The sequence below is a fragment of the Marivita cryptomonadis genome, from assembly GCF_002115725.1.
Lineage (GTDB): Bacteria > Pseudomonadota > Alphaproteobacteria > Rhodobacterales > Rhodobacteraceae > Marivita > Marivita cryptomonadis.
The window spans coordinates 288,605-304,911 of the sequence record NZ_JFKD01000001.1 but is presented as its reverse complement, the minus strand read 5'-3'; the positions used below and the strand labels follow the sequence as shown (position 1 = coordinate 304,911).

General features: G+C 57.0%; 11 protein-coding genes. 3 read left to right on the top strand and 8 right to left on the bottom strand.

The window, feature by feature from the left end:
- Positions 1 to 7 precede the first annotated feature (7 nt).
- On the bottom strand, positions 8 to 1,168 hold the full coding sequence (locus MCRY_RS01395) for an acetate/propionate family kinase (RefSeq protein WP_085627663.1): 1,161 nt from the start codon (positions 1,166 to 1,168) through the stop codon (positions 8 to 10).
- Position 1,169: 1 nt separating this feature from the next.
- On the bottom strand, positions 1,170 to 2,948 hold the full coding sequence (gene xsc / locus MCRY_RS01390; protein ID WP_085627662.1) for a sulfoacetaldehyde acetyltransferase: 1,779 nt from the start codon (positions 2,946 to 2,948) through the stop codon (positions 1,170 to 1,172).
- Between the two features lie 308 nt (positions 2,949 to 3,256).
- Here xsc and MCRY_RS01385 point away from each other — a divergent pair, with 308 nt between their 5' ends.
- The 3 genes from MCRY_RS01385 to MCRY_RS01375 all read left to right on the top strand — a co-directional run bounded on the left by MCRY_RS01385 (position 3,257) and on the right by MCRY_RS01375 (position 8,130).
- Entirely contained in the window at positions 3,257 to 4,651 is a 1,395-nt protein-coding gene (locus MCRY_RS01385; protein WP_085627661.1) for a hypothetical protein, read from the top strand.
- Between the two features lie 15 nt (positions 4,652 to 4,666).
- A complete protein-coding gene (locus tag MCRY_RS01380) occupies positions 4,667 to 6,004 on the top strand; it encodes a glycosyltransferase family 4 protein (RefSeq protein WP_085627660.1) in 1,338 nt (445 codons plus the stop codon).
- Positions 6,005 to 6,105: 101 nt separating this feature from the next.
- Positions 6,106 to 8,130 (top strand): SGNH hydrolase domain-containing protein, encoded by a 2,025-nt coding sequence (locus MCRY_RS01375; protein WP_085627659.1) that lies wholly within the window; start codon positions 6,106 to 6,108, stop codon positions 8,128 to 8,130.
- Here MCRY_RS01375 and MCRY_RS01370 read toward each other — a convergent pair whose 3' ends face one another.
- The 6 genes from MCRY_RS01370 to MCRY_RS01345 all read right to left on the bottom strand — a co-directional run bounded on the left by MCRY_RS01370 (position 8,131) and on the right by MCRY_RS01345 (position 16,254).
- Positions 8,131 to 9,132, bottom strand: coding sequence for an ABC transporter ATP-binding protein (locus MCRY_RS01370; protein WP_085627658.1), 1,002 nt, complete (start codon positions 9,130 to 9,132; stop codon positions 8,131 to 8,133).
- The gene (locus tag MCRY_RS01365; protein ID WP_085627657.1) at positions 9,129 to 10,124 is read right to left on the bottom strand and encodes an ABC transporter ATP-binding protein; all 996 of its coding nucleotides are present in this window, start codon (positions 10,122 to 10,124) and stop codon (positions 9,129 to 9,131) included. Before MCRY_RS01365 ends, MCRY_RS01370 begins: the two co-directional genes overlap by 4 nt.
- Positions 10,121 to 11,320 (bottom strand): ABC transporter permease, encoded by a 1,200-nt coding sequence (locus tag MCRY_RS01360; RefSeq protein ID WP_085627656.1) that lies wholly within the window; start codon positions 11,318 to 11,320, stop codon positions 10,121 to 10,123. The genes MCRY_RS01365 and MCRY_RS01360 overlap by 4 nt, the downstream gene beginning before the upstream one ends.
- Positions 11,321 to 11,324: 4 nt before the next feature.
- Positions 11,325 to 12,329, bottom strand: a complete 1,005-nt coding sequence (locus MCRY_RS01355; RefSeq protein WP_085627655.1) for an ABC transporter permease — start codon at positions 12,327 to 12,329, stop codon at positions 11,325 to 11,327.
- Between the two features lie 119 nt (positions 12,330 to 12,448).
- The gene (locus MCRY_RS01350; RefSeq protein ID WP_085627654.1) at positions 12,449 to 14,488 is read right to left on the bottom strand and encodes an ABC transporter substrate-binding protein; all 2,040 of its coding nucleotides are present in this window, start codon (positions 14,486 to 14,488) and stop codon (positions 12,449 to 12,451) included.
- A gap of 239 nt (positions 14,489 to 14,727) precedes the next feature.
- A complete protein-coding gene (locus MCRY_RS01345; RefSeq protein WP_085627653.1) occupies positions 14,728 to 16,254 on the bottom strand; it encodes a sulfatase-like hydrolase/transferase in 1,527 nt (508 codons plus the stop codon).
- Between the last annotated feature and the right edge of the window lie 53 nt (positions 16,255 to 16,307).

Genomic DNA, 16,307 nt, shown 5'->3' with positions numbered 1-16,307 from the left:
GTGGATCTCATGCGGCCTCCAGCAAGGCCATGGCATCCAGCGCGATCATGCGCTCTTCTTCGGCGGGGATGACCCAAACAGCGACTCTGGAACTGTCGGCATGCAGGCGTGGACCGGAGCGGTGATTGAAATCCGGATTGATCCGAACACCGACCCATTCAAGCGCCCGCAATATCCGCGCCCGGACACCCACCGCATTTTCACCGATCCCGCCGGTGAACGCGATGGCGTCCAGTCCTTCCAGTGCCGCAATAAGCGATCCCGCATGGCGCAGCGTCCAATAGCAAAAATGCTCGACCGCAAAGGCGCTTTCAGCGGACGCGTCCAGCATCAACTTGCGCATGTCAGACTTGCCGCCGGACAAACCCAACAATCCGCTCTCGTGATTCAGGATTGCCTTGGTCCGCTCCAACCCGTTTTCTTCAACAAGCCGCAGGACTGCGTTTGCGTCGATCCCGCCAGAGCGTGTGCCCATCGTCAGGCCATCCAGCGGTGAATATCCCATTGTCGTGGCAATCGACTGTCCATTATGGATCGCGCAAAGCGACGCGCCATTGCCGAGGTGAAACGCCAGAAGACGGGATGGCAAGGCTTCGCCCGAGACCTCCGGCAAACGGCGCACGAGTGACGCATAGCTGAGTCCATGAAATCCGTAGCGGCGGATGCCCTTGGTCTCCATCATTTTGGGGATCGCGTAACGCGTGGCCACGTTCGGGTTGGTGGCATGGAACGACGTATCGAAGCTGGCAAACTGAGGCAGGTCCGGTGCAAGCCGCGACAACGCTTCCATCGGCGCAAGGTTGTGCGGATTGTGCAGCGGGGCAAGCGGGGTGCAATTGGCGATCTCGGCGCGCACCTCGTCGGTGACGCGCATCGGACCAGTGAGCTTGCGCCCACCATGCACCACGCGATGCCCGACCGCGCGAAGCGTGTCAGGGGTGATCCCCCGCTCGGCCAAGGCATTGAGGATGGCTTCCAAAGCAGCACGGTGGTCTATGAGCGGGACGTCCCGCTTATCGTCACCTATCCGCAGACTGGACGCGCCGCCGATGGCTTCGGCCATGCCCGAGAGCGTTTCGGCCACGCTCTGATCAAACAACGCAAACTTGATCGAGGACGACCCCGCATTGAGGACCAGAATAGGTCCGCCCTGTGCGGGGTCGGTCATGTCAGGCGACCTTCTGCGGGCGCATATCCGCCGGATCGATACCCGCCACAGCGACAGGCGTTTTCATCGCGTCGCGGCGGAACGGTTCGCCCAGTTCCTGATTGATCATCGCTTCGATCAGCGTGGTCTTGCCATTCTCCATCTGGTCCTTGATGGCGGTGTTCAGCGCATCGCGCAGTTCGTCCATCGTGCGGGCGACGATGCCCTGAAGGCCGCAGGCTTTTGCGATGGCGGCGTAGCTTACACCCTCGTCCAGTTCCGTACCGACGAAGTTGTCGTCATACCAAAGCGTGGAGTTCCGCTTTTCCGCACCCCACTGATAGTTTCGGAACACGATCTGAGTGATCGCGGGCCATTCCGGACGACCGATCGCCGTCAGTTCTGTCACGGCAATACCAAATGCACCGTCACCCGAGAAACCAACCACCGGCACATCCGGGCATCCGATCTTGGCACCCACAATGGACGGCAGACCGTAACCACAGGGGCCAAACAGGCCCGGCGCAAGGTATTTCCGGCCTTCCTCGAAGGTCGGGTAGGCGTTGCCGATGGCGCAGTTGTTGCCGATGTCGGACGATATGATCGCGTCGTTCGGCAATGCTGACTGGATCGCGCGCCACGCCATGCGGGGGCTCATCCAGTCCGGCTTGGCGGCACGGGCGCGTTCGTTCCAACTGGTGCCGGGATCGTCCTGTTCGTGGTCCATGCTGGACAGTTGCTGCGCCCATGTGGATTTGGTTTTCGCGATATTGGCTTTCCGTTCCTCACGGCCCTCATCGCCCGCCGTATCGGACAGACGTGCGAGGATGCCCTCGGCGACTTTCTTGGCATCACCAACGATGCCGACGCTGACCTTCTTTGTCAGGCCGATGCGGTCGGGGTTGATGTCGACCTGGATGATCTTGGCGCCCTTGGGCCAGTAGTCGATGCCGTAGCCTGGCAGGGTCGAGAATGGGTTGAGGCGTGTGCCAAGACACAGAACGACGTCCGCACCCGCGATCAGCTCCATCCCGGCCTTGGACCCGTTATAGCCCAAAGGACCCGCAAACAGCGGATGCGATCCCGGAAAGGCATCGTTGTGCTGATAGCCAACGCACACAGGTGCCGTCAGCCGTTCAGCAAGGGCCATGGTTGCGGGAATTGCGCCCGCCAGAACCACACCCGCGCCGTTCAGGATAACCGGGTTCTTGGCGGACGAGATCAGGTCAGCCGCCTTTTGAATGGCGCTGTCACCCCCGGACGGGCGTTCGAACTCGACGACTTCGGGCAGGTCGATGTCGATCACCTGAGTCCAGAAGTCGCGCGGCATGTTGATCTGTGCCGGGGCAGAGGCGCGCTTGGCGTTCAGGATCACGCGGTTCAGCACTTCGGCCACGCGCGAGGCGTCGCGTACTTCTTCCTGATAGGCGACCATATCTTCGAACAGCTTCATCTGCTCGACTTCCTGAAAGCCACCCTGACCGATGGTCTTGTTGGCCGCCTGCGGCGTGACCAGCAACAGAGGTGTGTGGTTCCAGTAAGCCGTTTTCACGGCGGTGACGAAGTTGGTGATGCCCGGGCCGTTCTGCGCGATCATCATACTCATTTTGCCGGATGCGCGGGTATACCCGTCAGCCATCATCCCGCCCGAACCTTCATGTGCACAGTCCCAGAACGTGATGCCCGCTTTCGGGAAGATATCCGAGATCGGCATGAACGCCGACCCGATGATCCCGAACGCATGTTCGATCCCGTGCATCTGGAGGACTTTGACAAAAGCTTCTTCGGTGGTCATTTTCATGGTGGCTCTCCCTGAGAAGGGCGCGGACCGAGGGGCCGGCGCGGTTGGGCGGACACTAGCGATGAGTCGCCGTAGCCAATAGGGCCAATTTGATACCCAACTTATAGCCAAAATCCATGGACGCACTGCCCGACACGGCCAAACCGGGAAGCTGCACTATCATGTATTTGCTGCATTCCCGCACCATTTGTGCCGAATTTCGATTGCAGTATGTTAAAGGGGTCAGGAACCAGACATGGCTTTGAGCTGTGGCTCCAGACTATAAATGCAACCGACCCTCGAACGGCAGGCTAACGGCAGGACACTGAATGCCAAATGCATTGGCACTTCTAATACTGGCCATATGGCCACTCGTGACAGTTGTTCTGTTTCAGAAACTGCCGCCCGGTCGTGCTGTGATCGTCACGCTTCTGGCTGGCTATCTGTTCTTGCCAGAACCTCCCGCTGGTTTTGACTTTCCGCTGGTTCCACCGCTGACCAAACATACGATCCCGGCGCTTAGCGCACTTGTGATGTGGTTTTGGATGTATTCCCGTGACTTCAGGCCATTGCCACGATCGCCAATCGCAGTCGTTTTGATCGTGTTGTTCGTCTTTTCGCCGGTTGCAACGGCACTTCTGAACCGCAGCCCTGTCCTCTGGGGCGACTTTTACATTCAAGGCATGACCATTCGCGATGCCATCGCTTTCGTCATCCAGCAAGTTCTTCTGATCCTGCCGTTCCTGTTGGCCCGAAGGTTCTTGTCCCAAGCGGAAGATCAGCGTGATCTCATGTTCGCCTTCATGGTTGGCGGGCTCTTATATTCCTTGCCAATGCTCATCGAAGTGCGCCTATCGCCACAGTTGAACCTTTGGATTTATGGCTACTACCAACACGATTTCATCCAGACGATCCGCTTTGGCGGGTTTCGCCCAATGGTGTTTCTGTACCATGGCATCTGGGCGGCGTTCTATCTCTTGATGGCCATCGTGGCGGCCTTTGCGCTTTGGAAGACCGGAGCGTTTAAGTCGAATTGGAAATTCCTTTTGATCGGGATGTACCTTACGGGCGTTTTGATTCTTGCAAAATCACTGGGCGCATGGCTGTTCGCAGCGGTGCTTATTCCCGTGATCGTTTTGTTCGGTATGAAATGGCAGATGCGGCTGGCCGTGTGCATTGCTGCATTCGCGATCACATATCCCGCCTTGAAAGGCGCAAGCCTGGTTCCCGAGACCGCTATCCTTGAGGCAGCCGCCAGCATTGATGAAGACCGTGCTGCCTCATTGGACTTTCGGTTCCACAACGAGAACAGGCTTCTTGAACGCGCCCAAGAGAAGCCGCTTTTTGGCTGGGGCAATTATGATCGCAACCAGATCATGAATCCGAGCAACGGCATGATCGAGACGATCACTGACGGTCGCTGGATCATCCTGATCGGTCAGTTGGGATGGCTTGGCTTTCTGGCGGAATTCGGTCTCTTGGTCTTGCCCGTTTTCCTGTTGTGGCGCGAAATCAGGTACCGGGAACAGGGCGACTATTCGCTCTTGATCATTCCGCTTTCATTGATCCTCGCGGTCAATGTCTTCGATATGTTGCCGAATGCCACGCTTACGCCACTGACGTGGTTGATGGCCGGCGCTTTAACGGGCTATGCAGAAACCCTCCGCGACGGGCGGGGCGCGTATCTATCCAGCCACCGCGTGCAATGGCGCACCGTTTTGTAGGACACGACGATCCTTATGCAAACCTCGAGAAACCGCCCTCCGCGGGTTTTGGCCATCGCCGAAGCCGCGAACCCCGAATGGGTCAGTGTTCCGCTTGTGGGCTGGTCGCTCGCGCAGGCCTTGCGGGACGTGGCGGATGTGCATCTGGTCACTCAAGTGCGCAACCGAGATGCGATCCTGCGTGCAGGGCTTGTCGAAGGGAAGGACTTTACGGCAATCGATTCAGAGGCCGTCGCGCGGCCACTATGGGCTTTGGCCGAAAAACTGCGCATGGGCGAAGGCAAGGGCTGGACAACGCTGCAAGCAATAAACGCGTTGATATATCCTTGGTTCGAGCATCTTGTCTGGAAGGAATTCGGCCCCGCAATCAAAGCTGGCGCTTTCGACGTTGTCCACCGGATCACGCCACTAAGCCCGACCATCAGCTCTCCGATTGCGCGCAAGGTTCACCGCGTCGGTGTACCGTTTGTCTTGGGTCCTCTGAATGGGGGCGTACCCTGGCCCAAGCATTTCGACGCCGAGCGGCGCGCGGAAAAGGAATGGCTAAGCTACATTCGCAGCGCCTACAAACATCTGCCCGGCCGCAACACCGCTCTCAAGCATGCATCGGCAATCGTGGTCGGATCACACCACACACAAAGCGAAATTCCCAAGGCGTATCAGGACAAAACGGTCTACATCCCGGAGAACGGCATTGATCCGGGTCGGTTCAACAAGATCGCAAAGCCGACCGGTGATGTTCTGAAAGCCTGCTTTGTCGGACGTCTGGTGCCCTATAAAGGCGCAGACATGCTGATAGCGGCGGCGGCGGATCTCCTGCGTAGCGGTCGGATGACGCTGGATATCATAGGTGACGGACCGATGCTTGGAGACCTGATCGCCCAAGCAAAATCGCTTGGATGCGAAACAGGACTCAAGTTCCACAAATGGATAGACCATTCCGAAGTTCAGACGCTCCTGAGCAAGTCTCACATCCTCAGTTTTCCGTCGATCCGTGAATTCGGAGGCGGGGTCGTGCTTGAAGCGATGGCTTTGGGCGTTGTTCCCGTCATCGTGGATTACGCAGGTCCGGGTGAATTGGTGACAACTCAAACGGGTTTCAAAGTGCCATGCGGCAGCCGTGATGAGATCATCGCCGGATTTCATACAATATTCGAACGCTTGGCAGAAAACCCGGACGCCCTTGCGCCGATTGCAGCGACGGCGAAAGCACGGGTGGATGAGTATTTCTTGTGGTCCCGCAAGGCGAACCAAATCCGAGATGTCTACGAATGGACTCTCGACAAGAGGCAAGCAGACAAACCTGACATTTTCGCGGCTGGATTGCGACCAATCTCCGCAACAATGCCATAATCAGTACAACACACTGTTTCCCAATTGGCAGTTGCCCACGCCGTCAGCGAAAGAGTATCCATGCTCAACGGTGGGGGCCGTAGCTGCTAAGGTGTGATACTGTGTCAACCCGCTCGACCTTGCGTGTGTCAGACGTCTTTGTTCTCAAAGATTCTGAATCTGCGCGGTCGGAAATCAGACAGTTTCTGCTTGCATTGGCCTGCCTCGCCTTTGTTCTTGCAGCTTTGGGTGCAGGACAAGTGGGTGCGGACGCCTTTGCCAAGGATATCATCCTGGTCTTTTGTGGCGCTTGGTGCGCCAATCAGCTGATCCGTGGCACGGACATATTCAAATCCCAGATCATCTGCGTGTTGCAGGCATACTTCATCGGCGTTCTGTGCTGTGCGGTGCTGCTGTTCGGCGTGGGCTGGATGGTGTTCTTACCGCAAGAGTATGAGAACCTTGGTCATGCGTTGTTGTTGGCTGCCACCTTCACAACCAATGTCGGCCAAGTGTTCTTTCCTGTTGAAACGGGCATGCGCTTTGACGGGCTGTTCGACCACTTGTGGTTGCTGGCACTGATCGCGCAGTGTGGCGTGATCCTCAGCGTGCTCTTCTGGTTGTTTTCAGCCAACAGCTTGCGTTTGCTTTTCGTTCTTGGAAGCATTTCCATCGTTTCGCTGATCCTGACACTGATCGACGCGCCGATGGTCCAGCAGCTTCCCATCGGCGGCTTATGGGCCTTTCTGTTCGGCGCACTGCCGTTCATCATCACGCACCGATTCCGCGTTTTGGAGTTCGCAGCACTCATCGGCGTCATTAATATCTTGGCCGGTGTCCTTGCAATCTCGGCCTTCGGTGACACGTTGGTGTCGCGTGCCATTGTGGCGCTCGGCCTGTCTTTTCTCTATCTTGGCAGCCGCAGTCGAACTTCGCAGCCAGAGATGACCGACTTGCGCAGGCGCTGGTTTGGAATGGTGCTTCACACCTTCCTATGGGCCGTTCCACTTCTCAAACTGAACACCGCGCTCAGCATCTCAGGGCATGAGAAACTCGACCTAGTCTTGTTGGTCATCCCCTGCCTGCTCTTCGCGATTTTCTCATGGTCGGTCTGGCAACATATCGAACAACGGACCGGAACAAATAAGCTCGTTATCAGCGGCGCGGTTGCAACGGTCCTGTTCGTCAATGGCATGATCAGTCTGATGACACATGGATTGCAATGGCGGTTCCCCGATGGGGCGCAAGCGTATCTTCACGCGCTGCATTCGGACGCACCGTCCACGCGGTGTCCGCGCGAAACCGACGGCCCTTTGGCGGGACTCGAAGTCTGCCGCTTAGGGCCAGACGGCCCGCCAAAGGTTTTGGTCTGGGGCGATCACCAGCTTGATGCGATCAGCATTGGCTATGCCGAGGCTGCACGCCGGGCGGCTGTACCCACATTGCTGATCGCACGCACTGACTGCGTGCCCTTGGGCGACCTGCAAAGTCGATTCCCTGCGGGATCATCTGTTTCCGGACAGGAATGCGACAGGCAGTCAGCCCAAGTCCTGCAAGCCTTGCCGCATCTGACGTCTGTACGACAAGTCACTCTTGTTGCGGATTGGGCCTATTACCTAGATGTTCCAAAGATTGAACTTTTCACCGAAGCCAAAGTGCGGATCGGGCCCTTGGACGGCAGTCCCATGGACATCTCACGACAAGCAGACTACGTGGAAAGCGCAGCAAAAAACACTTTGCAGACCTTGTCAGACAGAGGCGTGCGCGTCTCGGTTCTGCGGCAGGTTCCATCACATCCAAGCTTTGACGCAGAAATGGCCGCACGATCCAGTTTGCCTGGTGCCGGGCTGTATATGGGTATGCCCAAAATCTCGACCACGGTCGCAGTCTCGGACGTTACACAGCGCCACGCCACGATGGACGATCTGTTCCGCAGCTTTGCTGCCACCGGCCAGATGACCTATGTCGACACGTGGGGCGCGTTCTGTTCAAGCACGCGATGCGATGTGCGGGGTGGCTTGTCGAGTGACTACATCACCTCGACGCGGCTTAGCCCAAGCGGAGCCTTGTCGCTTGCCAAGATCCTCGCCGACGATCTGAAACGTGCCACGACACATGCACCGTACCGAAGAAACTTGGACAGCTGATCACGCGGCTTGCGGGGCCATGAGTTCCTTCCACCGATGGCACGCCACGTCATGCCCTGTGCCGTCCGTTTCAAGTTTGGGTTCAACCTGTTTGCAGTGGTCGATAGCGAATGGGCACCGAGTGTGAAACTTGCAGCCCGACGGTTGATTGGTCGGCGACGGTATTTCCCCCGTCAGCTTTTGCGCGGAACCCCGGTCATCCGGATCAAGCGACGGGATCGCCGAGAACAACGCCTTGGTATAAGGGTGGCGCGGGGCCGCAAAAAGTTTGCGCGTTGGAGCGGATTCCACCAAGCGACCCAGATACATCACAGCGACATGATCGCAGGTATGCGCCACCACCGACAAATCGTGGCTGATGAACATGAAGGTCAGACCCATATCGGACTGGATCTGCTTGAGCAGGTTCAGCACATCCGCCTGAATGGACACATCCAAAGCCGCAACGCTTTCATCCGCAACGATGAACTTGGGTGCAGACACCAGCGCGCGGGCAATCGAAATACGCTGACGCTGACCACCGGAAAATGCGTGAGGAAATCGGCGCAAGTGTTCAAGGTTCAACCGGCACTTCGCCGCGATCTCGCGCACGCGGGCATCGGTTTCCTGGCGGTTCTTCGTAAGACGCATCACTTCGAGTGGTTCGGCAATGATATCCCGCACCGTCATACGCGGGCTAAGCGCCGCATAGGGGTCCTGAAAGATCAACTGCGCACGTTTGCGATAATCCTTGAGCTGGTCATTTGTGATCTTCTCAAGATCGTAATCAACCTCACCATCACTGTAATGCGCACCGCCCGCAGTGATCGGAGCCGCCTTCAGCAGAGCGCGTCCCAGCGTGGTCTTTCCAGAACCACTTTCGCCGACAAGCCCAAAGAACGACCCCTTTTTGATGTCGAGGGAAACATTATCAACAGCCTTGAGGACCTGCTTGTTGAACAGTCCACCCCCGATAGGAAACCCCACGGACAGCCCTTTGGCGCAGATCAGAACATCACTCATGCCGGCACCTCGTCGTAGATATGGCAGGCCACTTTGTGTGTCGCGTCGATCTTGCGATCTCTGGGATCGGTGATTCTGCACACGTCTCCTACAACCTTGGAACAGCGTGTGTGAAACACACACCCTGATGGCCGCTCAAGCGGTGACGGGATGTCGCCGGGGACAGGCGTCAACGGCGAGTCGAGGTCATCCAGTTTCGGCAAAGCCGCAAGCAAACCCTGCGTGTAGGGATGTTTTGAATTGCGGATCACCTCGCGGACGGGGCCTTCTTCGATCATCCGACCCAGATACATGACGTTCACCTTGTCAGCGGTCTGTGCAACCACTCCAAGGTCATGCGTGATAAACACGATCCCCATCTGAAACTCGGCCACGAGGTCTTTCATAAGGTCGATCACCTGCGCCTGAATGGTCACGTCCAGTGCCGTTGTCGGCTCATCCGCGATCAGCAGCTTGGGTTGCGTCGAAAGTGCCATCGCGATCATCGCCCGCTGACGCATGCCGCCCGACAATTCAAACGCGTACTGATCGAACCTCTTGGACGGATCAGAAATGCCAACGCGGTCCAGCATTTCAATTGACCAGCGCTTGGCGCTCTCGTTCGTGTAATCCCCATGCAGCTGAAGCTGCTCGACCATTTGTTTGCCGATGGTGATCGCGGGCGCAAAGCTGGCCATCGGTTCCTGAAAAATCATGGACACAGCACCGCCACGCACGATGTTCAACTCGCGCGGCGTTTTGAGGGATAGAACGTCTACTGGGCCGCTTTCGGTGTGAAGCGTGATCTTGCTTTCCGGCGTATAAACGGCGTTGCGAGCGTTCAAATGCATCAGCGCCTTGGCGGTCACCGATTTGCCCGAACCGGACTCTCCGACCAACCCCATCACCTCGCCCTTGTTGAGCGAGAAACTGACATTGTCGACAGCGGTGATCAGCCCCTCGTCCGTGCGAAACTTGAGTGTCAGGTTTTCTACGTCGATTAGGGCCGTCATTTGTTGTTATCCGAATAGGGGTCTGCCGCGTCGCGCAAGCCGTCACCGACAAACACAAACGCCATCACCAGTGCGATGAAAAAGATCACCGGGATGAAGTACCATTGGTAATTAAGAAGCACGTCTGCGCTGGTCACGTTCTGGAGCATCACGCCAAGGCTGTTCACCGGATCCTTTAGGCCAAGCCCGATGAACGACAGCGCCGTTTCCGACAGCACCATGTACGGGAACGAAATTACGAGATCGACGATGATATAGCTGGTGAAGCTGGGCAGCAGATGGCGCCGGATCACGTGGCCAGACGAGGCTCCGCAAAGCTGGGCAGCCAACACGTATTCCTGATTGCGCTCGGTCAGCAAGTGCGTCCGCACGCGCCGCGCCAGTGTCGGCCAGCCAATCAAGCCAAGGATCAGCGAGATATAGAAGAATCGCTCCTCGGCGGATAATTCAGGTGGCATGAACGCAGCCACTGCCATGAAAAGCGGAATGGCAGGAACCGTTCGCACCGCATCGGTGATCATCTGCAGAACAGAGTCGATCCAGCCGCCATAATACCCCGACACGCCCCCGATCACGAGTGCCAGCACAAAAGCGATCAAGACACCGATCGTCCCCACTTGCAATGAGGTCCAAATGGCGTGGAAGGTGCGTGAAAAGATATCCTTTCCAGCATCATCGGTGCCAAAGACATGCACAAACCCTTCCTGCGTACCGAACAAATGTGTGTCCATCGGAATGAAGCCGAAAAGCTTGTACTCCCAACCTTCGACGAAGAAGTAGACGTAGTGCCGCTCCTCCTCGTTGATGGTCGTCACCCATCGAAAGTTCGTTGCCATCGACCGCTCGCGTTCGACTGCATGAACGAAGGGTCGCAGCGAACAGCCGTTCACGTCACAGAACTGTGGGATTTGTGGCGCGCCGTTGGTGTATTCGTCGTTCTTGCCGGCAATCGTCGGATTGTAGGGCGACAGGAACGGCGCGAAAATCCCTGACAGCACAAGGAACAGCAACACACATGCCGCGATCATCGCCGCGCGCTGTTTCTTGAAACGCGCCCAGATCAGTTGGCCTTGTGACGCTGTGAAATACGCCTCTTTCGAACGACGCTCTACGGCAGCGTCCGTTTCCACGACCTGCACATCTGGTCCCGTGGTCTGGGCCAAATTCGGCTTCATGGGATTGGGTGTCGTCGTCATGGCGTCACCTCACGATGCTCTTGCGGACACGCGGATCAAGAACCGCCAACAACACGTCCGTCAAGAAGTTGAGCGTCACGATGGACGCGGTGAGAAGGAAAATGATCGCCCCGGCCAATTGTTGATCGTTTGACCGCGCCAGCGCTTCGATCAACAACGCGCCCGCTTCGGTCAGCGTCAAGATCAGCGCCACGATGGGCAATTCGTTGAAGATACGGTTGAGGTCAAAGCCAAGGCTGTTGACGATTGGGCCAAGCGCGTGACGGGCCGGGTAGTTCCAAAGCAATTTGCGCCCATGTACGCCGCGGGCTGATGCAGCCGTCACGTAAAGCTTGCCGATCTCGTCGGACATCAGTGCGCGCACGGTTTGCAACGCAAAGGCGGTAGCCGACCAACCAAGGATGAAAATGGGCAACCACGCGTTACTCAGCAGGTCAAGAACCCGGTCCACACTCCATGGTGCATCGCGATATTCGGCTGAAAACAATCCGGTCAGTGTGTCCCCGAAATAGACAGTCGAGAACAGCATGATCATCAGCGCCAGCAAGAAATTCGGCATGGCAAGGCCAAGATAGCTGAACAGACGCAGCGAGTTGTTCAGGATCGCATTGTCAGACGCAGCAGCGATGATGCCGACAGGCAAGGCAATTGAATAGGCCAGCAGCAATGAGGCAAGACACAGACCCAGCGAAATCCAGAACTTGTCGCCAAGAAGCTGGGCGATATCGACGCGCAGGATACAGCTGTCGCCGAACTCGCCTTGGAATGCGTTGACGATCCACTTGCCCCAACGTTCGAGGAACGGTCGATCCAGCCCTAGTCGGATGCGCTCGTTCTCGATATCGGCAGCGGAGATACCGGAACCTTGGGTATTCTTGAACGCAAGGTATCGCTCGGCGCAATCGCCCGGGACCAACTCCATGAGTGAAAACACGACCAGCGAGACAATGATCAGCGTGACCATTGCCAGAACTGCGCGTGTCACCACGAAGCGCGCAAAATTCAACATGAAGCATGCCCCTGCATTGCGTCTGCGCCTCCGGTTGATCCGGTGTGCCTGTCAGACTGCCATCATTCTTGAGGAAAGACGTGGGCGACAATCGCCGCCCACGTCAAGGTCAGAGACCTTTATTCGTCCAACCACCACTGTGTCGCGCGGTAGGGGTAGGTCCGGTAGTATTCGTAGGACCATGTCTTGAACTCGGTGAAGTTCTTGAGGTTGTTGCTGGCATAGATCGGTTCCGGCGCTTTCACCGTGCCGATCATCACCATGTTGCTCACGAAGTTCTCCACCAGACCAGCGCCCAGCGCATTGGACTCAGCGGTGCCCGGAACAGCCGACTGGAACGCGTCGATATCAGCGGCCAGCTTCTTGGCCCATTCCGGCGGCTCAACGCCAGACGCGCCATTGGTGTCCAGCCATTCCGCCCAGAGCATCCCGGTGCGGTGTTCGAAATACGTGCCGAACGGAGGACGGAAGAAGCTGTTGAGACCCAGATGGATTGCCAGCGGCGCACCGTACTGCCACAGACCCACGTCAAGGTTGTTGGCGGATTGCGCGGAACGGTATTCATCCGGCGTCACTTCCTTGACCTGCGTCTGGACGCCGACATCGGCCCAGTTCTGGCCAACAAGTTCCACCACGGCACCGGCAATACCCTGAGTCGAGAATTGCAGGTTCAGAGTGATCTTTTCCCCGTTGGGCAGTTCACGGAAACCGTCACCATCGGTATCGACCATGCCGATCTCATCCAGTAGCGCCTTGGAGGTGTCTGGATCAAATTCGGCCTTGTAGGTTTCCCAGCTGGGATCAACGAAATCAGGCGCCGGATTGAACGGTGCGATCTGGCTGGGCGTACCCTGACCGAAATACGCAATCTCGTTCAGCTCGTCGCGGTTGACGGCCAACGACATGGCTTCACGGAACCGCAGATCGTTGTAAAGCGCGCGCTTGCCTTCGTCTTCGATGGTGAAGTTGAAGCTGAAGGCTGGCATGCCAACCGTCGGCTTGAGCTGGATCGAGTAGTTGCCCTTTTCCTGATTTTCCAGAAGCAGCGGAGCGGATTCAAGACGCACGGACTGCGATTTGTAGTCCACTTCGCCGTTGACCAGCTTGAGGATACGCACTTCGTTATCGTTGATATAAAGCTCGTCCTGCGTCGAGATGTAGGGAAGCTGCTGACCAGTTGTGTCGACCTGGTGGAAATACGGGTTCGCCACCAGTTTCCGACCTTCGGTCGTGTCGGTGATGTAGATGTGCGATTCCAGCGTCGGCACAGTTGCCTTGGGCAGACCATCGACGATGTCCGCACGCGACAGCATCGGCGACGGTGTGTCAGTCCAGTCCGAGTTCCCGTAATAGGCAAGGATCGCATCATAGCCGTTTTCAAAGCCAAGCGACTGCGCATAGCTGTCGGCATCCGGGTTGATGTCCGGGTGGAACTGGCCAAGGAAATGCATGGGCTGGAAACCCTGCGCGTAGGACGTCGCAAAGTGTGTCAGCAGACCAGGCTTCGGTGCTGGCAGATTGAAAATCACTGTCACATCATCCGGCGTATCGACCGTCATGGTCTCACCGCCGACGGTCACGTAGTCGCGCACCTGCTCGAAGATGTTGGTGTCGAGCATGATGTTGTCATGCCAGAACTTCACGTCAGCCGACGTAAAAGGCGCACCGTCAGACCACTTGTGCCCCGCACGCAGGTTGAAGGTAAGCTGGGTGTAATCATCGTTCCACGACCACGACTTGGCGATATTCGGAACGATTGTCTGAAGGTCATCGGAATAGCGCACGAGGTTAACGTGACGCACCGAAAGGAAATCGGATGTGCCCGCTTCTGTCGCGTTCGACAGAACATTCAGTTCACCACCGTATTGACCAACGCTGTCATAAGGCACGACAACCAGCGGCTCTGCCGGGATACGCTCTGCAAGCGGCGGCAGGTCAGGGTTGCCTTTGATCTGTGCGTTCAGCGCTTCGATTTCCGGGTTTGCCTTGAACTCCATGGAGCAGCCGGCGGCGTCCTGAAAGGCACTCAGCTCGAACTGTTGCGGGAATTCACCGGCGGCGACGCCCTGCATATCGGCGACTGTGACTGCGGGGCAGTTGGCATAAGCCGCTGCCGGCAGGGCAATCATGGCCACGCCTGAAAGTAGAAGTCGTTTCATTTTATCTCCTGTTGGTTCCAAGTGGTGAATGGGGGCTGTTCCCCCTTTTTCCGGTACATTCAACGTCCGGTCATTTCGGGTGTCCATAGTATCGCGCCAGTGTTCGGCAGATCTCGACGCGACGGTAGAACTGGGTTCTGGCAGTGTGCCTCCTTCATTTGGTCAGCCCGGTTGAAACAGCCGGGATGTGTATCTCTGGCAACCATGACAGATGCGTGACAGGACCAGATCAGCAAAACTCATGAGGCCACTTTCACGCCGTTGTCGGTAATCAGCGTTCTTGAGAAAGTGCCATCGCTGTTAACCATTCGATGGCAAAGCATATCCTGCATCAAATCAAGCATTGTCTGCATATGTGCTGAATTTTTTGCCAGATTTCGAACTTCCATGCCGCTGGACACGTCCATGAGGATCGGCGGCAGCCCGCCTGCGAATTGCACGAATCGCATCGGACCACGGCGCAGCACAGCCAGATTCGCGGCATCAATGGGCAGATCATGATCCATCTGCCAAAGTGTTGGCTTGACCGGATCGCCGAAATCCAGCTCCGATACAGAAACCTGCCGCCATTCTTTCGGCGCCTCGCCGTCAAGAAATGGCTTCAGGCTTTTCCCATCCATAGAATGCGGCGCGTCCAGCCCCAGACACTCCAGAATCGTAGGCGTGACATCTATGGACTCCGTCGGCTGCGCGACGGTCACTCCGCGAACAGTGGCGTGCGGTGCGCGAATGATCAACGGTACGTGGAATGCCGCATCATGGAACGTCATCTTGCCCCACAGCCCATAGTCACCCAGCATTTCGCCGTGATCAGCGGTCAGAACAATCAATGTATCATCGTATTGACCAGTTTCCTTGAGCCAACCGATCAGCCGCCCGATGTGATGATCCACCTCTGTCGCCAGCCCAAAATACAGCTGTCGGATCATGCGCGTTGTCGCGTCCGAAGTTTCTAAATCGGGGAACCCGACAACCGTCGAAGACACTTTGGATTTGCGCCGTGCCGTCGCCACATAAGGGTGCCAATCGGGATCATCGGCCTCTTGCGCAGTTGGCATGTCGGCTGCGGCATACATCTGGTTATACGGCGCAGGTGCCACAAAAGGCGGATGCGGCCGGATATAAGTCACCAAACCAAACCAACCCGGCGGGCGTTGGCCCAAATCGTCAATCACGCGGTCGGTCAAATAGGCCGTGTCGCTATGTTCAGCTGCATAAAGCGCGGGGGAATCCGGCGTATCCCCGACTGGCCGGTACATCTCTGGATAAGGCGGCACATCGTAGCCATGCGCGCGCAAATGATCCTCCCACGCGCTGGAATCCTCCTCCAACCGCATGCGCACCACTTCTTCGAACCCGGGCGCAAGCTCTTCATAGGAGAACAGTCTCGGATCGTCCGGCGGCAGGAATCTTGGATCATGCGATGTGTCTGTATATCCGAACAACAACGGATCGAACCCGTGCTGCCGTGAAACCGTCGCTAGATTCGGCGTGTCGCGCTTAAGCGGCGTCCCGTTGCGCGTGGCGCCGTGGTTTGACGCATATTGCGCAGTCAGCAAAGACACACGGGAAGGACCGCAAGGTGATGTCACGGAATAATGGTTGCTGAATGTCACAGCATCTGCAGCAAGCGCACGCATATTTGGCAGGCCGAGATGCGTCGCAAGCGCCCCAAACACGCAGTCCGCGCGCAGCTGGTCGATCACGATGAACAGCGTATTCGGCTTTGGTTTTGACACGGCATTTCCCAGGCTTGAGTCGATCATGCCGAGCAAGGATCATATGTAAAGACAAGTGATTTGTATAAGCCTATAGGCAA